Origin of the sequence: Actinopolyspora biskrensis, from assembly GCF_013408175.1 — a bacterium.
Taxonomy (GTDB): domain Bacteria; phylum Actinomycetota; class Actinomycetes; order Mycobacteriales; family Pseudonocardiaceae; genus Actinopolyspora; species Actinopolyspora biskrensis.
Window position 1 is genome coordinate 554,788 of sequence record NZ_JACBYW010000002.1, and the last position, 20,023, is coordinate 574,810.

The 20,023-nt window shown below is 67.8% G+C and carries 16 protein-coding genes; 9 read left to right on the forward strand and 7 right to left on the reverse strand.

Annotated elements, in window-relative coordinates:
- The first annotated feature begins 4 nt into the window (after positions 1–4).
- The 6 genes from FHR84_RS08085 to FHR84_RS08110 all read left to right on the forward strand — a co-directional run bounded on the left by FHR84_RS08085 (position 5) and on the right by FHR84_RS08110 (position 8,694).
- The gene (locus tag FHR84_RS08085) at positions 5–1,450 is read left to right on the forward strand and encodes a PucR family transcriptional regulator (protein WP_179534821.1); all 1,446 of its coding nucleotides are present in this window, start codon (positions 5–7) and stop codon (positions 1,448–1,450) included.
- A 161-nt stretch (positions 1,451–1,611) separates the two neighbouring features.
- Complete coding sequence (locus FHR84_RS08090; RefSeq protein ID WP_179534822.1) at positions 1,612–3,078, forward strand: purine-cytosine permease family protein; 1,467 nt, start codon at positions 1,612–1,614, stop codon at positions 3,076–3,078.
- A gap of 37 nt (positions 3,079–3,115) precedes the next feature.
- A complete protein-coding gene (locus tag FHR84_RS08095; RefSeq protein WP_179534823.1) occupies positions 3,116–4,426 on the forward strand; it encodes a flavin monoamine oxidase family protein in 1,311 nt (436 codons plus the stop codon).
- Between the two features lie 63 nt (positions 4,427–4,489).
- Positions 4,490–5,434, forward strand: coding sequence for an agmatinase (gene speB, locus FHR84_RS08100; RefSeq protein WP_179534925.1), 945 nt, complete (start codon positions 4,490–4,492; stop codon positions 5,432–5,434).
- Entirely contained in the window at positions 5,434–6,858 is a 1,425-nt protein-coding gene (locus tag FHR84_RS08105; protein WP_179534824.1) for a gamma-aminobutyraldehyde dehydrogenase, read from the forward strand. The genes speB and FHR84_RS08105 overlap by 1 nt, the downstream gene beginning before the upstream one ends.
- Before the next feature lie 408 nt (positions 6,859–7,266).
- Positions 7,267–8,694 (forward strand): aldehyde dehydrogenase family protein, encoded by a 1,428-nt coding sequence (locus FHR84_RS08110; RefSeq protein ID WP_179534825.1) that lies wholly within the window; start codon positions 7,267–7,269, stop codon positions 8,692–8,694.
- 156 nt (positions 8,695–8,850) lie between these two features.
- On the opposite strand, the gene FHR84_RS08115 is transcribed toward FHR84_RS08110, so the two are convergent.
- The 3 genes from FHR84_RS08115 to exaC form a co-directional block, all read right to left on the reverse strand.
- Positions 8,851–9,807 (reverse strand): cation diffusion facilitator family transporter, encoded by a 957-nt coding sequence (locus FHR84_RS08115; RefSeq protein ID WP_179534826.1) that lies wholly within the window; start codon positions 9,805–9,807, stop codon positions 8,851–8,853.
- A gap of 425 nt (positions 9,808–10,232) precedes the next feature.
- Positions 10,233–10,613: a DUF779 domain-containing protein gene (locus FHR84_RS08120; RefSeq protein ID WP_179534827.1), complete on the reverse strand. Its 381-nt coding sequence runs from the start codon at positions 10,611–10,613 to the stop codon at positions 10,233–10,235.
- Positions 10,613–12,136 carry an acetaldehyde dehydrogenase ExaC gene (exaC, locus tag FHR84_RS08125; protein ID WP_179534828.1) on the reverse strand — a complete coding sequence of 508 codons (1,524 nt, stop codon included), beginning with the start codon at positions 12,134–12,136 and terminating at the stop codon, positions 10,613–10,615. The genes FHR84_RS08120 and exaC overlap by 1 nt, the downstream gene beginning before the upstream one ends.
- Before the next feature lie 254 nt (positions 12,137–12,390).
- Between exaC and FHR84_RS08130 the strand changes: the two genes are divergently transcribed.
- Together FHR84_RS08130 and FHR84_RS08135 are read left to right on the forward strand one after the other, a co-directional pair.
- Complete coding sequence (locus FHR84_RS08130) at positions 12,391–13,878, forward strand: GAF domain-containing protein (protein WP_179534926.1); 1,488 nt, start codon at positions 12,391–12,393, stop codon at positions 13,876–13,878.
- A 276-nt stretch (positions 13,879–14,154) separates the two neighbouring features.
- Complete coding sequence (locus FHR84_RS08135; RefSeq protein WP_179534829.1) at positions 14,155–15,429, forward strand: multidrug effflux MFS transporter; 1,275 nt, start codon at positions 14,155–14,157, stop codon at positions 15,427–15,429.
- Positions 15,430–15,730: 301 nt separating this feature from the next.
- Here the strand turns inward: FHR84_RS08135 and FHR84_RS08140 are convergent, their stop codons facing one another.
- Both FHR84_RS08140 and FHR84_RS08145 read right to left on the reverse strand, forming a co-directional pair.
- The gene (locus FHR84_RS08140; protein WP_179534830.1) at positions 15,731–16,621 is read right to left on the reverse strand and encodes a DUF72 domain-containing protein; all 891 of its coding nucleotides are present in this window, start codon (positions 16,619–16,621) and stop codon (positions 15,731–15,733) included.
- A 96-nt stretch (positions 16,622–16,717) separates the two neighbouring features.
- Positions 16,718–16,984, reverse strand: a complete 267-nt coding sequence (locus FHR84_RS08145) for a DUF3040 domain-containing protein (RefSeq protein WP_179534831.1) — start codon at positions 16,982–16,984, stop codon at positions 16,718–16,720.
- A gap of 368 nt (positions 16,985–17,352) precedes the next feature.
- Between FHR84_RS08145 and FHR84_RS08150 the strand changes: the two genes are divergently transcribed.
- A complete protein-coding gene (locus tag FHR84_RS08150) occupies positions 17,353–17,622 on the forward strand; it encodes a DUF1876 domain-containing protein (protein ID WP_179534832.1) in 270 nt (89 codons plus the stop codon).
- Positions 17,623–17,718: 96 nt separating this feature from the next.
- On the opposite strand, the gene FHR84_RS08155 is transcribed toward FHR84_RS08150, so the two are convergent.
- Both FHR84_RS08155 and FHR84_RS08160 read right to left on the reverse strand, forming a co-directional pair.
- The gene (locus FHR84_RS08155; RefSeq protein WP_218862363.1) at positions 17,719–18,711 is read right to left on the reverse strand and encodes a universal stress protein; all 993 of its coding nucleotides are present in this window, start codon (positions 18,709–18,711) and stop codon (positions 17,719–17,721) included.
- A gap of 248 nt (positions 18,712–18,959) precedes the next feature.
- Positions 18,960–19,778: a lipase family protein gene (locus tag FHR84_RS08160; protein ID WP_179534833.1), complete on the reverse strand. Its 819-nt coding sequence runs from the start codon at positions 19,776–19,778 to the stop codon at positions 18,960–18,962.
- Positions 19,779–20,023: the final 245 nt, after the last annotated feature.

Sequence of the window (20,023 nt, forward strand, 5' to 3'; positions counted from 1 at the left end):
CTCCATGCTGGTCGAAGACCTGCTCGCGGACCGGGAACTGTCCTTGGACGTCCGGGTGCGGGGTGACGTCACTCGTCCGATCCAGTGGGTCCACACGATCGAGATCAACGCTCCCGCGAACTTCCTGCGCGGTGGAGAGGTGGTGCTCACCGCGGGGGTCTGGCGTACCGCCGGGGTGCGGGCCGGTGACTTCGTGGCGGATCTGGCCTCCGCCGATGTGGCCGCCGTGGGGTTCGGACTGGTCCCTCCCGAGACCGAGGCTCCCGAGGAGTTCGTCGAAGCGGCGCGTGCGCACGGGTTGACCTGTTTCGTCGTCGGTGCGGAGGTCGCCTTCCTCCAGGTGGTCCAGGCTTTCGTCGGCAGCAAGCGAGTGGAGTGGGAGCGCCCGCTGCGCAGACACCTCGATCAGCACGACGCCATAGTGACCGCGTTGCGGTTGCGTCGCGGGGTGGGCACGGTGCTCTCCGTGCTGGAGAGACAGCTCGCGGACCCGGTCGCGGTACGCGGTTCCGCGGGACTCATAGCGGGCCGCCCTCCCAGCCCGGGGCACCCGGTTCCGCTGGTGGGGGAAGGACTCGCCGACGCGGAGCTGCTGCTGCCCGTGCCGCTCGAGGAGCTCGACGTGGAACAGCACGCCGCGGTTATGCAGGCCATGCCGTTCATCGCGCTCGAGATCGAGCGGAGCAGAGCGGTGCGGGCCACGGAACTGCGCTACGCCTGGGAACTGTTCGAATGGGTGCAGGCCGGCACCGTTGGGCTGGAGACGGTGCGGACGAGGCTGCACTCGTTCGGCCTGCCTCCCGAAGGCCCGTTGGCGGCCGTGGTGGTTCGCACGGGAGCTCCCGAAGCGGTGTCGGCACGCCTGGGTGAGGTGCTCGGCACGGACGGAGTGGCCGTGCGACGTGGTGACGAGGTAGTGGCTTTCGTGCGCAGCGTGGACAGCGTGCCGGAGCTGGCACGTGGGCTGCACCGGTCCGTGAGCGGCGTGTCCGGGGACGTACGGCTGGGGATGGGTGCCCCGGGAAGCGCGGCCGAGTTGCGGGTGAGCCTGCTGCAGGCCGCGCACGCGGCCGAGGCCGTCCCCGCGGGAGAGGGGGTACGTTCCGGTGCGGGGGGTTGGATGACCCACGACCAGCTGAGTTCCCCGACGCTGCTGCTGGCCGCGCAGGACCCGGAACTGCTGGCGGCCACCTCCCGGGCACTGCTGGGCTCCGTGCTGGAGCACGACCAGCGTCGGGGAACGGAACTGATTCCCTCCCTGCGGGTCTTCCTCGACGCCGGAGGACGCTGGCAGGAGGCGGCACGAACACTGCACGTGCACATCAACACGCTGCGCCATCGCATGGGGCGCGTCGAGGAGCTGACCGGGAGGACGCTTTCACACACCCCGGACCGGGTGGATCTGTACCTGGCGTTGCGTGCGATACGGCAGACGCGCGATTCCCCGTGACGACGGTCGTCGCGTTGTGCGATCGTCCAAAGCTTGTCGTGTACTTCGGAGAATCGATGACTCCCCCAGGCTCGTGATGGGGCCCACACTTGCCGGTGCCGCGCGGCTCGAACGTTGCCCTCGGCGCCGTTCGGCGCCCACCAGTCGCAAGGAGGTCACCGATGACCGAGGAACCGTCGTCGCGCGATCGCGGCGTCGGCATCGAGGTGCACGGTGTCGACACGATCCCGGAGCCGGACAGAACCGGTAGGCCGCGTGACGTGATCGGCATTCTGTTCGGGTCGAACATGTGCCTCGGCGTGATCATTTTCGGGTGGCTGCCCGCTTCGTTCGGGCTGGGTTTCTGGGCCAGCGTCACCTCGATGATCACCGGCACCCTGCTCGGGACGGTGCTGGTCGCTCCGCTCGCGCTGGTGTCGTTCCGCACCGGGACCAACCTCTCCACGAGCAGTGGCGGTCACTTCGGCGTGCGCGGGCGGCTGATCGGTTCGGTCATCGGCCTGCTGCTGTCCCTCGGGTACGGGGCCCTGACGCTCTGGACCGGTGGAGCCGCCGTGGTCGGCCCGTTGCACAGGCTGTTCGGGTTTCCGAACGGAGCGTGGGGATACAGCCTCACCTACGCGGTCCTGTCCCTGCTGGCGGTGTTCACCGCGATATTCGGGTACCAGTTGCTGACCGTGCTCAGTAAATGGGTCGCGGCGGGGACGACGGTGTTGATGATCGTCGGCCTGTTCGCCTACGCGGGGAAGTTCGACCCTTCCCCGGTGGTCGACGGCGGCCATTTGCTCGGTGACTTCTGGACCACGTGGTCGCTGTCCACGGTGGCCGCCGGGTTGAGCGGCCCGATGGCGTTCATAACCCTGCTCGGAGACTACAGCCGTTACGTCTCGCCGAACCGGTACTCGCCGACGCGGGTGTTCGGAGCTTCGGCCCTCGGGATGATCCTCGGTCTGCTGGTACCGCAACTGTTCGGGACGTTCACCGCGTTCGCCTCCCGAGCCGCGGAGGACTACGTGGGCCCGCTCGTCGCGGCGGCCCCGCTGTGGTTCCTCGTGCCGCTGCTGTTGAGCGGGGTGTTCGGCACCATCGGCAACGGGGGCATCCTCATCTACAGCATGGGGTTGGACCTGGACGCCATCGTGCCGAACCTGTCCCGGATACAGTCCACGACCCTGGTGTCGGCGCTCGCGACCGTGCTGGTCTTCCTCGGCTACTTCGTCTGGGACGCGCAGTCGGCCGTCACCGCTTTCGTCCTGCTGCTGACCGCGGTCGGAACGCCGTGGGCGGTGATCACGTTGATCGGCTTCGCGCGCTGCGGAGGCAGCTACGACACCGAAGCCCTCCAAGTGTTCAACCGGAGGTCGCGCGGCGGGATCTACTGGTACACGGGCGGGTGGAACCTCAGGGCCACCGCAGCGTGGGCCATCGGTTCCACGGTCGGTCTGCTGTCCGTGGACACCGCGCTGTACACCGGACCGCTGATCAGCATCACCCACATAGACGTGAGTTTTCTGCTGGCGGCCGCCACGACGGCCGTGGCCTACCTGTCGCTGACCGCGACGGCCACGCGGCCCGGCCCGAACGGGGCCGACAGGGAAACGAGCGCGCCCCGGACAGCCGGGGTCTGAACGCGGGATTCGTATGAACAGGAAAGAGCGTACGAGTATGGACACTTATGACGTCGTCGTCATCGGAGCGGGGTTCGCGGGGCTGACAGCGGCCAGGGACCTTCGTGAGGCGGGTGAGGACGTACTGGTCCTGGAGGCCAGGGATCGCATCGGTGGCTCCACCTGGTACCGGCCGGACGCCTTCGACGGGTTCGGCCTGGAGATGGGCGGTACCTGGATCGTGCCGCAGCAGCGGCACGTCTTCGCCGAAGTGCACCGCTACGGGATCCGGGTGGCCGACAGCGAGCTTCCCCCGCGCATGACTTGGTCCGATCACGGCCAGGTGCTGGACACGTTGCTGCCGGTCCCTCCGGAGGAGTACGAGCAGCTCGAACACGTGATGCGTTCGTTGATCGAGGCGGGGAGGAGGATCGATCCGGAACGACCACTTTCCGAGCAGGGTCTTTCCGATCTCGACGTGCCGATCCGGCAGTGGGCCGAGCAGCAGGGGCTGTCCGGGAACTCCGGGGAACTGTTGATCTCCTGGTTCTGCGGTTGTGCGAACGCGAGCGAGGAGACCGGATCGGCTCTGGACGTGATCCGTTGGCTGGCGGCGATGGACAACTCGCTGTGGGGGATGGTGCAGGCGAGCGTGCTCGGCTACACGTTCGTCGACGGCACCGTGTCGCTGGCCGAGGCGATAGCCGCTGACGCCGGTGCGGAGCTGCGGTTGTCCAGTCCCGTGCGCGAGGTGCTCGCCGACGGAAGGGGAGTGACCGTCGGCTACGACGGCGGTTCCGTTCGGGCTGAGCGGGTGTTGATGACCACTCCCGTGGGCGTGTGGCGCGACATCCGGTTCGAGCCGGAGCTGTCGGCGGCCAAACAGGCGATCTCCCGGGAGAACCACGCGGGGCAGGGACAGAAGATCTGGGCGCTGGCACGTGGGGTTCCCGAGGAGCTGAGCGGTTTCGGGTGGGGAACGGCCTTCGACTACGTCGGTGCGATGGCCACCACGGAAAACGGCGTGGTCCTCGTGTGCTTCGCGCCCGAGGACGGTCGGGTCGACGGGGCGGATCCGCACGACGTGCAGCGTGCCGTCCGCGAGTTCGCCCCGGAGGCGGAGATCGTCGACGTCGCCACCCACGACTGGGTGGGCGACGAGTTCTCCAAGGGGACCTGGGCGACCTTCCGGGCCGGGCAGTTCGCCGAGTACGAGATCAGCGTCGGCGAGCCCGAGGGGCGCGTCCACTTCGCGGGCTCGCACACGGCCGGACGCTGGCGCGCCTTCATCGACGGCGCCATCGAGTCCGGCAAACGCGCCGCGGCCGAGATCTCGGAGGCCGGGCGGCTTGATGGACGGGGAACGTGACGGGGCTCGATTCTTCGACCCGTGCGCGAGTGGAATTGTGAGGAGCGGACAGTGTCAGAGCCCATGGACCGGGAACCGGTCGGTCCGGTCGACGCCACCAGGATTCCCCGGTACGGCGGTGATTCGACCTTCGCGCGACTGCCGAGGTACTCGGAGGTTTCCGATGCCGACGCGCTGCTGTGGGGAGTGCCCTTCGACACCGGGGTGAGCTACCGTCCCGGAGCGAGGTTCGGGCCCGGACACGTCCGGCAGAGCTCCAGACTGTTGCGGCCGTACAACCCGGCCGTCGGCGTCTCCCCGTTCGCGGCTCGGCAGGTCGCCGACGCCGGGGACGTGGGAGTGAATCCCTTCGACGTCGGCGAGGCCATTTCCACGGTGGAGTCGGCCGCCAGGGAAATGTCCGGGACCGGCCGCACCCTGATCACCATCGGCGGTGATCACACGATCGCGCTGCCGTTGCTGCGGGTGCAGCACGAGCGGCACGGTCCGCTCGCCGTCCTGCACTTCGACGCGCATCTGGACACCTGGGACACCTACTTCGGCGAGCCCTACACACACGGAACTCCGTTTCGCCGTGCGGCGGAGGAAGGGCTGATCGACCACGAGCACTCGATGCACGTGGGGCTCCGGGGCCCGCTGTATTCCGGGGTGGACCTGGCCGAGAGCGCGCGGATGGGGTTCGCCGCCGTGCACTGCCGGGACTTCGCACGTGCCTCGCTGGACACCATCACGGAGCGCGTCCGTGCTCGGCTCGGTTCACGCCCGGTCTACGCCTCGATCGACATCGACGTGCTCGACCCCGGGTTCGCACCGGGGACGGGTACTCCGGAAGCGGGCGGGCTGTCGAGCAGGGAGCTGCTGGAACTGCTGCGTGGTCTCGAGGGGCTGAACCTCGTCGGTGCCGACCTCGTGGAGGTTTCCCCCGCGTACGACCACGCCGAGATCACAGGGATCGCCGCTTCGCACGTGATCTACGAACTGTTGAGCATTCTTCCGGAGGGACGCTGATGCGCACCGTTCACAACGTCGTCGACGGGGTGTCCGTCGAAGCCGGTGCCCGCCGCACGGCTCCGCTGATCGACCCCTGCACCGGGGCGGAGTTCGCCCGCGCCCCGGTTTCTTCCGAGGCCGATGTGGACGCGGCCTACGCCGCGGCCGAGCGGGCTTTCACCGAGTGGCGTCGCAGCACTCCCGCCGAGAGGCAGCGGGCGTTGCTGCGGCTGGCCGACGTGCTGGAGGACCGTACCGAGGAGTTCGTCGCTGCCGAGGTGGCCAACAGCGGTAAGCCGGTGGCGGCCACCCGTAGCGAGGAGGTCGAGGCAGCCATCGATCAGATCAGGTTCTTCGCGGGGGCCGCCAGGCTGCTGGACGGTTCGGGGGCAGCGGAGTACGCGCCGGGCCACACCTCCTACGTTCGCAGGGAACCGGTCGGCGTGATCGGCCAGATAGCGCCGTGGAACTACCCGTTGATGATGGCGGTCTGGAAGATCGCTCCCGCGATCGCGGCTGGGAACACGGTGGTGCTCAAACCGGCGGACACCACTCCGGTCACCGCCGCGATGCTCGGTGAGGTCGCGGCGGAGGCGCTGCCCAGCGGAGTGCTCAACGTGGTCTGCGGTGACCGTGATACGGGCAGCGCGGTAGCCGCTCATCCGACGGCGGCGATGGTGTCGATCACCGGGTCCAGCAGAGCGGGTAAGCAGGTCGCGGCCGCTGCGGCCGAGGACGTCAAACGCGTGCACCTGGAGCTGGGAGGCAAAGCCCCGGCCGTGGTCTTCGCCGATGCCGACCTGGACACCGCCGCCGTGGAAATCGCCGAAGCCGGGGTGTTCAACGCCGGTCAGGACTGCACGGCTGCCACCAGGGTACTGGTGGAGGCCTCGGTGGCCGAGGAGTTCACCGCCAAGCTGGTCGAGCGGGTCAGCGGTCTCCGATGTGGTCCGCCTTCCGACCCGGAGGCCACTTTCGGGCCGCTGAACAACGCGGCGCAGTTCGAGCGGGTGAGCGCGCTGATCGAGCGGTTGCCCGAACACGCGAGAGTGCTGACGGGCGGAGCACGGGCGCGCGAAGAGGGGTTCTTCTTCGAGCCGACGGTGATCGCAGGGGTGCACCAGCACGACGAGGTCGTCCAGGAGGAGGTCTTCGGACCGGTGCTGACCGTGCAGGAGTTCGAGTCCGAGCAGGAGGCCCTGCGGCTCGCCAACGGGGTGGACTACGCGCTGGCCTCCAGCGTCTGGACCCGGGAGCACGGGCGGGCCCAACGTTTCGCGGCCGAACTCGAATTCGGCTGCGTGTGGGTGAACACCCACATGGTGTTGCTCGCCGAAATGCCGCACGGGGGCTTCAAGCACTCCGGTTACGGCAACGACCTGTCCCGCTACGGGTTCGACGACTACACGCGTGTCAAACACGTGACGCACAGTCTGCGCTGAGAACCGGCGATCCGAATCCCGCTTCCCGTCGGCCCGGGGCCGTCGTCACCGCGGTGCGAGAGGTACACCCGTTCCCCGCCGCGGTTCGGTCCGCTGCCGACGGGACCTGGATCGGCACGTGCCGGGCGTGCCGATCGTGAGCGGGCCGTCCACCACGGCCGACCGTGGTGGACGGCCCCGCCTCTTTCGCAGCAGGCGGCGGGGCACCTGGCGGGAGGGCTTGCTCGAAGTGCCCCGCGACGCGGCGCGACACCGCCTCACCTGCCGGTGACCGACCACTCGAGCAAGCCGTTTCGCGAGGAGTCCCTGGACATTTCGTCGATTCGCTTCGTTCGGACTGGACCGATCGGCACTGCACGGCGCGCGTGTGGGGACCGTAGCGTCGCTGTGAGGACGACAAGGAGGACCATGGTTACTGGATACTGGGTGGCCGGAGCGGCTGCTGCGGGCGAAACGAGCTTCGAGGTGTCGCATCCCGGGGACGGCTCCTCGGTGGGGACCGCCTACTTCGCCACCGAAGCCGACGTCGAACGGGCCGTCTCCGCCGCGTGCGCGAGCGTCCGCAGGACGGCCGCTTCGCCTGCGCACGTGAGGGCGGCGGCGCTCGAGCACGTTCGAACCCGCTTGGAGGAGCGTTCCGAGGAGTTCGCCCGGCTGATCACGGCCGAGAACGGGAAACCGCTCTTCTGGGCCCGCGCCGAGGTGGCACGGTCGGTGTCGACGTTCCGGTGGGCGGCGGAGGAGACACGTCGCTGGTCGGGTGACTTACAGCGGCTGGACACCGATCCCGGGGGCGTGAACAGACTGGCACTCGTCCGCCGTCCACCGCGGGGAGCGGTGCTCGGGATCGCCCCGTTCAACTTCCCGCTGAACCTCGCGGTGCACAAGCTCGCTCCCGCGCTGGCGGTCGGAGCCCCCATCGTGCTCAAACCCGCACCCATGACTCCGCTCACCGCGCTGTTGCTGGGTGAGATCCTGGCCGAGACGGAGCTGCCCTCCGGAGCGTGGTCGGTGTTGCCGACCACCGACGAGAAGGCGGCCGAACTGGTCGGTGATCCGCGGTTGCCGGTGGTTTCCTTCACCGGGTCCGGCCCGGTCGGGTGGGGGATCAAGGACGCCGCCCCGCGCAAGCACGTCACGCTCGAACTGGGTGGTAACGCCGCGGTGTTCGTCCACGAGGACTGGACCGAGCGGGACTACGCGGCCGAGCGGATCGCCACCTTCGCCGTGTACCAGGCCGGGCAGTCGTGCATATCGGTGCAGCGGGTGCTCGTCCATCGTGGAGCCCACGATGATTTCGTCCCCCGGCTGGTCCGGGCCGTGGAGTCGCAGAAGTCCGGTGACCCCTTCGACGAGGCCACCCGGGTGGGACCTCTGATCGACGAGGAGGCGGCGGAGCGAGTGGAACGGTGGGTCGACGAGGCCGTCGCCGCGGGGGCTCGGGTGCTCACCGGAGGGGTGCGGCGAGGCTCGAGTTACGAACCTACGGTGCTGACCGGGGTCCCGGACGACGCGAGGGTGCTCACCGAGGAGGTGTTCGGCCCGGTTCTGGTGGTGGAGTCGGTGGACTCCGCCGACGAGGCGTTCCGGCGCGTCGACGACTCCCGCTACGGTCTGCAGGCCGGGATCTTCACCAGGGACGTGCGGCTGGCGTTCCGGGCGTCGGCCGAGCTGGAGGTCGGCGGTGTGATCGTCGGTGATGTGCCGAGTTTCCGGGCCGACCAGATGCCCTACGGAGGAGTGAAGGAGTCCGGCGTCGGCAGGGAGGGGGTGCACGCCGCGATGACCGATCTGACCGAGGAGAAGGTGACGGTGCTCGCCGGAGTCGAGGTCTAGCTCGGCTCGCGGTCCCTCTCCCGGGGACGGTGCCGGTGAGGCGGGGCCGGGCGAGTCGCCCGGCCCCGCCTCACCGCGCGCTCGGGACGTGCCTGTTCCGGGCGGGGCCCGGGAGTCTTCCCGGAGCCTTGTCCGCGAGGAGGAGTTCCCGAGTGGTCAGCCCCGGCCGGTTTCGTTCTCCGCGCCGCCCTGCTCCTCCGGGGCGCGGGAACGCAACGATTCCGTGGGCAGGAAGTCCTGCCGGTGATCCACCTGCAGGGTGGTGTGCCGGATCTCGTGCCGTTCGCCCAGCAGCCGTTCGACGGCTGTCCGTCGTTCGTGGCAGTCCTGATCGGCCGAGACGAGCACGTGGGCGGACAGGGCGGGAAAACCGGAAGTCACTTCCCAGACGTGCAGCTCGTGGACCTCGACCACCCCGGTGACACCGCGTATCTCCGTTTCCAGCAGCTGCGGGTCGATTCCCCTCGGTGCGGCTTCGAGGAAGACCCGGGCCGAGTCGCGGATGAGCCCGTAGCCCGCCCTGGCCATGAGGGCGGCGACGACGAGCGCGGCGAGCGCGTCCGCGCGTGTCCAACCGGTCGACAGGACCACGAGTCCGGCCACCGCTGTCGCGACGAAGGCGTAGAGGTCGTTGAGGATGTGCTGGAAGGCACCCTCGACGTTGAGGCTCTGCCTGTTGCCCTTGTTGATCAGCCACGTGGCGATCAGGTTGACCACGATCCCGACCAGGGCAGTGACGAGCACGAAGGCACCGGCCACGGCGGGAGGGGCGATCAGCCGGCGAACTCCCTCGACGACGAAGTAGCCGACCAGCGCGAACAGCGTTATTCCGTTGATCTGGGCCGAGAGTATCTCGGCTCTTTTGAGGCCGAAGGTGTAGGCGCCCCTGGCCGGGATTCTGGCGAGCCTGCCCGCCACGAGCGCGAGGGCCAGCGCTCCGGCGTCGGTGAGCATGTGACCGGCGTCGGAGATCAGCGCTAGCGAGGAGGCGTACACCCCGACCACGATTTCCGCGATCATGAACAACGCGATCACGACCAGTGCCGCGCTCAGATACCTCCGGTCGGCTTCACGGTCGGCGACGTGTGAGTGGCCGTGTCCGTGCTCGGCCATCCGCGCACCTCTCGCTGTCACTTCGAGGGCCGTGCCGGTTGTTCCGCGCACGTTGACACCCTAGCGTGCGCAGAATTGCTTCGCAGGAAGCAGGCGGAGCGGTGTCCGGGGAATTCGACTCGAATGGAGCGCGGGATGTTCCGGCGGAACTCGGGTGGAACGGGTACGAGCGAAAACCGGAATCCCCGTGGGGCTTTTTCCTCGTCCGGATTCACGCGAAGCACGGCCTCGGAGGATTTCCCGTTTCGGGCGTTTCCGGTGCCGCGCGGCTCCCGCGCGTGCTCTCGGACCGGTGTACGGGGCCGGGGACACCTCGGTGCACGAGTTCGTTCGGAGTGCCGATCCGGTGCGACCGAGGACGTCTCCCGGGAAGCACCGGAAAGAAGCACCCGAGGCGGCCCGCGGCGGAGAGCCGCCCCGGGTGCTCACAGGCTGTTCAGCTCCTCCTCGGTGAGCAACCGAGAGCGCAGCAGAAAGCGCAACCCGTCCGGGGCCTCCAGCGAGAACCCGCTGCCGCGTCCGGTGACCACATCGATGGTCAGATGGGTGTGCTGCCAGTACTCGAACTGCGGGCCGGACATCCACACCTCGATTCGCTCGGGGACACCGGGGACACTCAGGTCCCCCAGGTGCACGTCGTGGACTCCCGTTCGGAACTCCCCCTTCAAGTAGCACATCGGTGCGCTGCCGTCACAGCACCCACCGGACTGGTGGAACATGATCGCGCCGTACCGCTGACGCAGACTTCGAAGGAGTTCGGCCGCCCGCTCGGTCACGTCCACCCTGCCGATTTCCCCCGAATTCATCAGAACAGCCCCATGGAGTTCACCGAGTAGCTGACCAGCATGTTCTTGGTCTGTTGGTAGTGATCGAGCATCATCTTGTGGGTTTCCCTGCCGATCCCGGACTGCTTGTAACCGCCGAAAGCGGCGTGTGCCGGGTACGAGTGGTAGTTGTTCACCCAGACGCGCCCGGCCTGAATGTCCCGGGCGGCTCGGTACGCGGTGTTTCCGCTCCGGGACCACACACCGGCCCCCAGGCCGTAGAGCGTGTCGTTGGCGATCTCGACGGCCTCTTCGTAGTCCCCGAAGGACGTCACCGAGACCACGGGGCCGAATATCTCCTCCTGGAAGATGCGCTGCCTGTTGTGCCCCTCGAAGACGGTCGGTTCCACGTAGTAACCACCGCTGAGTTCGCCCCCCGGATCCGCCCGTCCGCCACCGGTGAGGATCCGGGCGCCCTCCTGCTTTCCGATGTCGATGTAGGCGAGGATCTTCTCGAGCTGGTCGTTGCTGGACTGGGCCCCGATCCTGGTTTCGGTGTCCAGCGGATGCCCCGGGGCGCTCCGCTCGGTGCGTTCCACCGCAGCCGCGACGAACTCGTCGTAGATACCGCGTTGCACCAGGGCGCGGGACGGGCAGGTGCACACTTCGCCCTGGTTCAACGCGAACAGCGCGAACCCTTCGAGCGCCTTGTCGTGGAACGCGTCGTCGGCGGCGGCGACGTCGTCGAAGAAGATGTTCGGACTCTTGCCGCCCAGCTCCACCGTGGCCGGGATGATGTTCTCACTGGCGTACTGCAGGATCAGTCTGCCGGTGGTGGTCTCCCCGGTGAAAGCGATCTTGTTGATCCGCGGGTTCGAGGCCAGCGGCTTCCCGGCTTCAACCCCGAATCCGTTGACCACGTTGATCACTCCGGCGGGCAGCAGATCTGCGATCAGCTCCAGCAGGACGTGGATCGAGGCCGGGGTCTGTTCGGCCGGCTTGAGCACCACGGTGTTGCCACCGGCCAGCGCCGGGGCGAGTTTCCACGTGGCCATCAGTATCGGGAAGTTCCACGGGATGATCTGGCCGACCACTCCCAGGGGTTCGTGGAAGTGGTAGGCGACCGTGTCCTCGTCGATCTGGGAGATCGTGCCTTCCTGAGCCCGCAGAGCTCCGGCGAAGTAGCGGAAGTGGTCGACCGCCAACGGCATGTCGGCCGCCAGCGCTTCCCGCACCGGTTTGCCGTTCTCCCAGGACTCGGCCACGGCGAGCTTCTCGAGGTTCTCCTCGACGCGATCGGCGATGGCCAGCAGCACCCCGGCGCGTTCGGCCGGTGCCGTCTTGCCCCACGACCTGGCGGCTCCTTCGGCCGCGTCCACGGCCTTTTCCACGTCGGCGGCAGTGCCGCGGGCCAGTTCCGTGAACGTCCGCCCCGTGACGGGGGTCGGGTTCTCGAAGTACCCGCCTTCGGCCGGGGGGACGTACTCGCCGCCGATGAAATGGTCGTAGCGGGCCCTGTACTCGACGACGGATCCGGCGGTTCCCGGAGCTGCGTACTGGGGCATTCCCCCACCTCCGTTCGAACGGTGTCGACTTGCGCGGCCACCGCGGTACGCGGTTTCGCGAGGGGTGGTCGGTACGGGGGAATTCTGGGGATCGCGACGTTGCAACAGCGTTTCGTGCGAAAAGCGGCGTCCGCGACGGTGGTCGAGGCTTGTACATAACCCTGATCGCCTATCAGTATGATGTCGATCGCATCGATCGACGCGTACGACCGTGATGACACCGTGAGGCAGGTCGATTGCCCGAACACTTCGCCATGATGAATTTCCCGGAAGTCTCCATCGATCCTCTCGAACGGGCTCGCAGGCTCGAACGGATTCACGCCGCGACGCTCTCGGAACCTGACGGCGGGGAATCTCCTCGGCCTGTGGTGGCCGCGTCCTGGCAACGTTCGCTGGAAGCACGAATCGACCCCAACGGCTGGAAGCCGCCGGTCGTCTTCGCCGCGGAGGAACTCGAGGAACAACGCGACGCGCACTCGTTGGCGGGCTGCCTTCCGATGCTGCGCCGGACGTTGTTGGACGAGGTGGGCGAGTGCGCCCACATCATGATCGTTACCGACGCCGAGGGGAACATCCTGTGGCGGGAAGGACATCCGAGCGTGTGCCGCGAGGCCGACGATGTCCTGCTCAGCGAGGGAACCCGTTGGGCGGAGGAGGCCATCGGCACCAACGCCATGGGCACCACGCTGGCTACGGGCGCACCGGTGCAGATCCACTCCGCCGAGCACCTGGTTTGCACGTACCACTCCTGGACCTGCGCGGCCAGTCCGATACGGGATCCGGAGACTGGGGAGGTCATCGGTTCGATAGATCTCAGTGGTCCCCTGCACACCATGCACCCGGCGCTGCCCGCTCTGGTCGCGGCCGCGTCCCGGCTGGCGGAAGGGGAGCTCGCCGAGCGGATGCGTCTGCGGCACATGCGGATCGCCGAGCGGGAGATGCCGCGGTTGCGCGCGTCGGCCGGGGAGTCGGCGGTGCTGTTGAGCCCGTACGGTCGGGTTATCGCGTCCGAGCCGGGAAACTCCACGGTCCCCGAAGGACCGGTTCCGCGGACTTGCGGGGAGGAGTTCGACGCGGGCAACGGCAGGAAGGCGGTACTCGAGCCCTTGACGGAGGGCTACCTGCTGCGAACGTACCGGGTCTCCGGTGCGGAACAGCGCGATCCCGTGCTGCGGTTGCGCTTCACGGGAATGTTCCCCGAGGTGGAGTTGAACGAACGGGCCGTTCGCGTGGGACAGCGGCACGCCGAGTTGCTCACGGCCCTGACGCTGCGCCCGGAGGGCGTGAACGCCGAGCAGCTGGCGCTGATGGTGCACGGCGAACAGGGCAACCCTGTTACCGTGCGTGCCGAGGTTCACCGGTTGCGTGCTCGACTGGGGACTTCGATCGTGCGCACCAAACCGTACCGTCTCGGTGCGCGGGTGGAGGCCGATTTCGCCGCGGTGCGTTCGCTGCTGCGCGAGGGACGGGTGGTGGCGGCTCTGGACCGCTACGGCCAGGGGCTGCTGCCCGGATCGGACGCACCGGTCGTGCGTGAGGAGCGGGAGGAGCTGCTGGCCGGGATGCGTGCTGCCGTGCTCGCCGCGCAGGACCCGGAACTGCTGTGGCGCTTCGCCCACACCGAGAGCGGGAGGTGGGACGCGGAAGTTCTGGAGCGGCTGCTCGAAACCCTGCCCGCGAGGGACTGGCGTCGTGCCGGAACCAGGGCTCGGCTCGACCGGTTGCTGAACGACGAGGGGTGAACGCCGGCGGGGGACCGAGGGGCTCGCTGCCGGTGGTTCCCGCGCCGAGCCTCGGTGACCAGGGGACACGCTGCGTGGTTCCGGCCCGTGGCCGGCTCACCCGAAGCTCGTGTCGCCGGAGACCTGCCGGTCACGGATGTCGGTCGATCACGGGTGGGAGTCACACGAGTTCCGTTGAATCGGGCCCGAACTGCCCGCCCGGGAATAAAACATCCTTCACGTTCGCTGTGAAGTTGGCAGTCCTGTCATCTTCTCGTTCCCGTCCGGAAGGTCGTGATGGAAAAAGTCGCGGAACACAGCACGTCCACCTCGGCCAACGCGGGTGTGTCCGAACCCACCGGTTGGGCACGAGCCCGGATCATCCTCGTCCTCGGGGCTCTGGTCGCCTTGGTCCCCCTGACGATCGACATGTATCTGCCCGCCCTACCGGCCATCGGCGAAAGTCTCGACGCCAGCTCTTCGGCCACCCAGCTGACGCTGACCGGGACCCTGCTGGGACTGGGGCTGGGCCAACTGGTGATGGGACCGTTCTCCGACGCCGTCGGCCGCCGGACTCCACTGATCGTTGGTATATCCGTGCACGTGGCGGCATCGCTGCTGTGCCTGGTCGCCCCCAACGTCCTGGTGCTCGGAATCCTGCGCGTGCTCCAGGGGGCCGGCGGGGCGGCCGGAATGGTCGTCGCCCTCGCCTCGGTCAGCGATCTGTTCAGCGGACGCACCGCGGCGACGACTCTCTCGCGGTTGATGCTGGTCAACGGGGCGGCTCCGATTCTCGCGCCCACGCTGGGCGGCGTGATCCTGCTGCAACTCTCGTGGCGCGGGGTGTTCGCCGTGCTGGCCGCCCTGGGAGTGGTTCTGCTGGTGCTGGCGATTCTCGCCCTGCGCGAGAGCCTGCCACCCGAGCGGAGGCACAAGGGGGGGATGGCACCCGTGCTTCGCTCCTACCGCCAGCTGCTGAGCGACGGGCAGTTCATGGTGATGATCCTGGTGGCGGCGCTGGGAATGTCGGCGTTGTTCTCCTACATCTCCGGGGCCTCGTTCGTGCTGCAGGAGCAGTACGGGCTGAATCAGCAGCAGTTCGGGCTGGTATTCGGCCTCGGCGCACTGACGATCATCGCCTCCACCCAGTTCAACGTGGTCCTGCTGCGCAGGTTCCCCCCGAAGCGCATCGTCTTCGGTGCGCTGACCGCGGCCACCGTGGCCGGTGCGGTACTGACCACCGTGGCCGTACTCGGTCTCGGCGGACTCCCCGGCTTCTTCGTTCCGCTGTTGTTCATGCTGGGGGCGGTCGGTTTCGTGCTGCCCAACGCGCCGGCGTTGGCCCTGGAACGGCACGGTGACTCCGGCGGTACCGCCGCGGCGGTGTTGGGGGCTTTCCAGTTCGGGCTCGGTGCCTTCATGGCGCCGATCGTGGGGCTTCTCGGTAACGACGGCCCCGCCATGGCCATGGCCATGACCGGAGGTGTGCTGATCGCACTGGTGGCGCTGACCGTGGTCACGAAGCGCGGCGGCTCCGCCGGTGCGGACGAGTCCATCGTCGAAGCCGCCTGATCGGGGAGCCCCCTAGGCGCAGGCGGCGCCGAGACGACCACCCGAGCCGCTCGCGCCGTTGCGGGGTCTCCCGTGCGCGCTCTCGCGAGGACGGCCCCGGCGTTGTGCGGAACAAGCCGTCCGAAGTCGGGACACCCGCTCACGAACCCGCTGGAGGTTCCGCTCCGGCGGAGCTACGACACCCCGAACGGAAAGCACAAGTGAGTCGAGGACGGCGTCCGGGCGGTCGCGCCGCGCGGACACGAGCGTGGATCCTCGCCGGTCGTTCGACCGGCGAGGAGCACTCGTAGGGGGAACCGGCTCAACGCTGGCTTTCGGCCCTGCCGAGAAGCTCGACCAGCTGTGCCGCGTTGACGTGTGCGTAGTCGCGGTAGCAGTTGTTCAGCACCACGTACGTGGTGCTGACCGAAGCGGAGAGCTCGCGCAGCCCCGGTACCCAGGCGGCCAGCTCCGCTTCCGAGTACTTGTAGCCGAAGCGTTCCTCCTTGGTGCGGCTGTTCCACTTCGCGGAGCGCCCGTGGAGACGAACGACTCCCGGATCCGCGGGGGAGGCGATCACGGGCGGTGTAGAACTGCCGTGCCCCTGGGGCATGTCGACGACCACATAAGGCAGGCGGTACTCGTTCAGGAAACCCAGCGTTCGTTCCCGCTCGGGTCCCTCCATCCAGGTGTGGTTGCGGAACTCGACGCACACCGGCAACGGTGCGGCGCGGTCCCGGCACTCGACAAGGTAGCGTCTGTTTCCGGGACCGTTCGAGAACCACGGCGGGAACTGGAACAACACCGCTCCCAACTTGCCCGCCTCGTGCAGCGGGGACAGCGCGGTGCGGAAACGGTGCCAGAGTTCCTCGACGACCTCCGGACCGAGATCGTCGAGATACACATTGTCCCGCTGGGTCCCAGCTGCCCACCTCAGATCCCGGGGAAGCGCGGACGGTGCCGTGGGATGCCGGGTGAACAGTCGGAAAGCCTTGACGTTGAACGTGAAGTGCTCGGGGGTGCGTCGCACCCACAGTTCCGCGGTGCGTTCGGCCGGCGGGTGGTAATAAGTGGAGTCGACCTCCACCAGCGGAAACCTTTCCGCGTAGTAGGCGAGCCTTTTGGCCGGGGTGTTGATTTCGGCCGGGTACCAGCCGGATCGGAGCAACCCGCGGTCGGTCCAGCCCGCCGTTCCGACCAGGATCTCGCCCACGGGCCCAGCATGACACCTCCGTCCCTGAGGCGGGAGCGGACGTGTTTTCCGAAAAAGACCGAAAACACGGGCGGAGCGGGAGCCGGAGAGTTCCGGTCACTCGGCGTGGAGCCTCCAGTCCCGCAACCCGAGCAGGAGCGTGGCCAGCGCCGCTCCGAGAAAGAAACCACCTCCCGCGCCGAGCAGCAGGCACAGCAGAGCGCATCCGTAGGAGAAGGCGATCAGCGCCGTTCTGGGCGTGAGCTTTCTGCGGAACGAGACGTACGAACTGTTCCCGGTCATGAGCTCGGCGAGATCGGGATCGTCTCCGCTCAGGTGTTGCTCGATCTCGTCGAGGCGGCGCCGTTCGTCCCGGTCGAGCATGCCCCACCTCCCGCCATCGAACCAGTTGCACCCAGCATCACTCGCGATGGATGGACAGGAAAGGACGGGACTTACCCGAATCTGGTATGTGACCGGGTACTTGCTGCTCGGAGGCCTGTTCGGCAGTGGTGGGAAGGTGTTGCGGGAAGCAGCCTGCCACGTTCATCATGTTGTTACGCGCCGCACTCGCCGGGGTTGAGCCGTGCGGATCGCGGAGCGTCGGTTCTCCGGCCGCGTACCGCAGGACATCGAAGAGCGACTCGGGGGACGCGCGACGCTTCCGATGGGCGCGCGAAGGATCGGCGCCGCCACGTGAGCCTCGGAGCAGCGAAATCCGAGCGGTATCGCAGTTACCTCTGGAGAAGATCATGATCGCGACAGAGCAATGGGTCGTGACGGTCTACATCGACGAGCGTGACGACAGGACCCAGGCAGAGGCCCGATTGATGAAACGGGGCGAATCGGAGCTTCACGGCAGCGGAGTCGCCCACCGGAATCCGCGGGACGTCAACGTTCCCGAGATCGGGGCCGAACTGGCGGCGTCCAGGGCGTTGTCCCAGCTCGCTGATCAGCTGCTCGACGTCTCCGCCGCGGATGTCGAACGGTCGACCGGTCAACCCGCGCACTTCCACAGCTGACACTCGTCGAACCCGGCCCGGACGACACGAGCTCCCCGTCGGGCGGCGAGAGCGCGGTCTCCGGCGGGACGCCGAGAAGCGGCGATTTCGTGCTCGTCAGCGCACGACCGCCACGGGACAGCGTGCGTAGTGCGCCACGGCGTGGCTGACCGATCCGAGCAGGCTCGAGCGGATCGGCCCCCGTCCCTGGCTGCCCACGACCAGGAGATCGGCCTGCTCCGAGGCCGAGAACAGGGCGTCGGCTGCTCCTTCCGTGGTGACCACTTCGCTGTGCAGGGAGACGTCCGGGTACTGCTCCTTCCACTCGACCACGGACTCCGAAAGGACTCTTTCGCAGGTCTCGCGCACCTGTTCCCAGTCGAGTTTACGTCGTGCGGTCGGGGACGTGGTGTACTTGCGGACCTCGTTCCAGGACAGCAGTGCGACCAATTCCGCCTGGTGCCGCGAAGCGAACTCGTAGGCGAACCCGATCGCCCGCTCGCTACCTCGCGAGCCGTCCACGCCGACCACCACCCGGGTGAATCGCCGGGGGTCCGCGGCGATTCGTTCTCGCTCGCGTTCACCACGTACCACCACCACCGGAGGACGGGCGGTACGCACGAGTTCGGCCGAGGTCGAACCGAGCAACATGCGCCAGGGTTGGGACTGTTCCGGTGGTCCCAGCACCAGCAGGTCGGCTCGGTCCGCCACCTCCCCGATGATCTTTGCGGGATGCCCCAGCTTCATCACGGTGTCCACCCGGAGCTCGGGCAACTCCTCCCCGCACTCGGACACCATCGTGTTCACTTCGTTCTCGCATTCCGTGCGCAGCGGTTCGAACTCCACGGACTCGGTGGGCAGGCGGATTCGGGTGAGCTGCTCCAGCGGGGCGGGAATGGCCCGGACCACCAGAAGCTCCTGATTCCTGCTGACCGCTTCGAAGGCAGCCCAGCGAACGGTTTCCCGGGAGTTGTCGAGTCCGTCGAATCCGACGACGACTTTGCCGTTCTGCTCTGCGCACATCGCTGCCAACCCTTCGCGCTCGCCAAGGTGGTGGTTCCCGCCGAACAGCTCGTCCAGCCCGGCTCCTCCGAGCAGTCCGACAGTCATGGTAAGCCCGTGAGCGGAGCTCGTGGGGTGCGAATCCACGCCTGTTCCGGTGTGTCGGTCCCCTCACCCGGTGCCCGGACATCGGTCTAGCACGGGCGGGACGTCGCGTTCCCGGCCGGTCGAGCCGAGCGGACTCCTCCGCCCTCCTGTCGGAGCCTTCCGCCGTTCGCGAGAGGCGGAGTCCGCGCTCGTTTCGAGTGGACGCGTGCGCTGCCGCTCCCGCGGGAGCCACGTGCCGACGGAACGGATCAGCTCAGGTTCTGCTCCAGTCGCTGGACGTAGTTGTCGATGAAGTGGTCCCGGACTCCGTCACCGACCGGAGCGAACAGGTCGCCGGTGAACCCGGCCACGCTGTCCGTCACCTCTTCTGCGACCGAGAGGTCCTCGTGCAGCGCGCCGTGCGCGTCGAAATAACGAACGTCGTTGACGTGGTGGAAGACGGGTTCCGGGGGAACCTGCGCAACGACGTCGTTGTTGTTGACGAAGCGGAAGGTCCGTTCGACGAAGACCTCGTCGTAGGCGTTGGCCAACAGGCGGTCACAGGTTCGTGGTTGACCGAAGGTGTAGACGCCGTCGGCCAGTGTGCTCGGGGTCTCGAAGTACATCCGCGCCGAGGCCAGCATCGCGAGGGCGCCGCCGAGGCTGTGGCCGGTGAACCACAGGGTCTGGTCGTTGTCCCCGAACTCGTCCACCGTCTCGTGCACCTGGCGATGCACGGCGTCGAGAGCTCGGTTGAATCCCTGGTGCACGGTTCCCGTGTCCGCCGGACCCGATTCGACGAGGACGTCGGCGTCGGACAACCAGTCCTTGAGCCGCTCCGGTTCTGTCCCCCTGAAGGCGACGATGATCATGTTCTCGCTCGCCGCGACGAAGCCCTGGGTGTCCTGGATGGGCAACGAGGCGTCCGTTTCGCCGTGGAAGTAGCGGAACCGGTCGAACCCCCACTCGGAGGTCGTCGAGCGCATCTCGTCCTCGCCCGCGTAGGCCAGCTCGGCCGCCTTGGCCAGCCAGTACGCGTGCTCGAGCCTGTAATCGGTCACGGTGTGATCGAGTTCGGGAACGCTCATGCTCGAAAAGTCCTTCCGGGGTGGTGGGCGTTTGATTCGGTGACGGATTCCCGTGGTGCGCGTGTCGCTCGGCCCCGTCGTTCCAGGGGCGTTCGCCCCTTCGGACAACTATGGCAACCAAGATCCGGAAAAGAGCAGTCCGCTCACCGGAAAGTATGAGTATCGGTTGTTCTTCTCGGTGGAGTCGTGTTCGGTCCTTCGTGTTCTGCCGGGATCGCCCGCCCGGGCGGAGTCGAGCCGGGAGC

Bases quoted from the DNA above. Each gene is read 5' to 3' on its own strand.
- FHR84_RS08115 (WP_179534826.1), bottom strand. From the start codon at position 9,807: ATGGCCGAGCACGGACACGGCCACTCACACGTCGCCGACCGTGAAGCC.
- FHR84_RS08150 (WP_179534832.1), top strand. From the start codon at position 17,353: ATGATCGCGACAGAGCAATGGGTCGTGACGGTCTACATCGACGAGCGT.
- FHR84_RS08130 (WP_179534926.1), top strand. From the start codon at position 12,391: ATGATGAATTTCCCGGAAGTCTCCATCGATCCTCTCGAACGGGCTCGC.
- FHR84_RS08090 (WP_179534822.1), top strand. From the start codon at position 1,612: ATGACCGAGGAACCGTCGTCGCGCGATCGCGGCGTCGGCATCGAGGTG.
- FHR84_RS08145 (WP_179534831.1), bottom strand. From the start codon at position 16,984: ATGCTCGACCGGGACGAACGGCGCCGCCTCGACGAGATCGAGCAACAC.
- FHR84_RS08105 (WP_179534824.1), top strand. From the start codon at position 5,434: ATGCGCACCGTTCACAACGTCGTCGACGGGGTGTCCGTCGAAGCCGGT.
- exaC (WP_179534828.1), bottom strand. From the start codon at position 12,136: ATGCCCCAGTACGCAGCTCCGGGAACCGCCGGATCCGTCGTCGAGTAC.
- FHR84_RS08135 (WP_179534829.1), top strand. From the start codon at position 14,155: ATGGAAAAAGTCGCGGAACACAGCACGTCCACCTCGGCCAACGCGGGT.
- FHR84_RS08085 (WP_179534821.1), top strand. From the start codon at position 5: ATGCTGGTCGAAGACCTGCTCGCGGACCGGGAACTGTCCTTGGACGTC.
- speB (WP_179534925.1), top strand. From the start codon at position 4,490: ATGGACCGGGAACCGGTCGGTCCGGTCGACGCCACCAGGATTCCCCGG.
- FHR84_RS08160 (WP_179534833.1), bottom strand. From the start codon at position 19,778: ATGAGCGTTCCCGAACTCGATCACACCGTGACCGATTACAGGCTCGAG.
- FHR84_RS08155 (WP_218862363.1), bottom strand. From the start codon at position 18,711: ATGACTGTCGGACTGCTCGGAGGAGCCGGGCTGGACGAGCTGTTCGGC.
- FHR84_RS08120 (WP_179534827.1), bottom strand. From the start codon at position 10,613: ATGAATTCGGGGGAAATCGGCAGGGTGGACGTGACCGAGCGGGCGGCC.
- FHR84_RS08110 (WP_179534825.1), top strand. From the start codon at position 7,267: ATGGTTACTGGATACTGGGTGGCCGGAGCGGCTGCTGCGGGCGAAACG.
- FHR84_RS08095 (WP_179534823.1), top strand. From the start codon at position 3,116: ATGGACACTTATGACGTCGTCGTCATCGGAGCGGGGTTCGCGGGGCTG.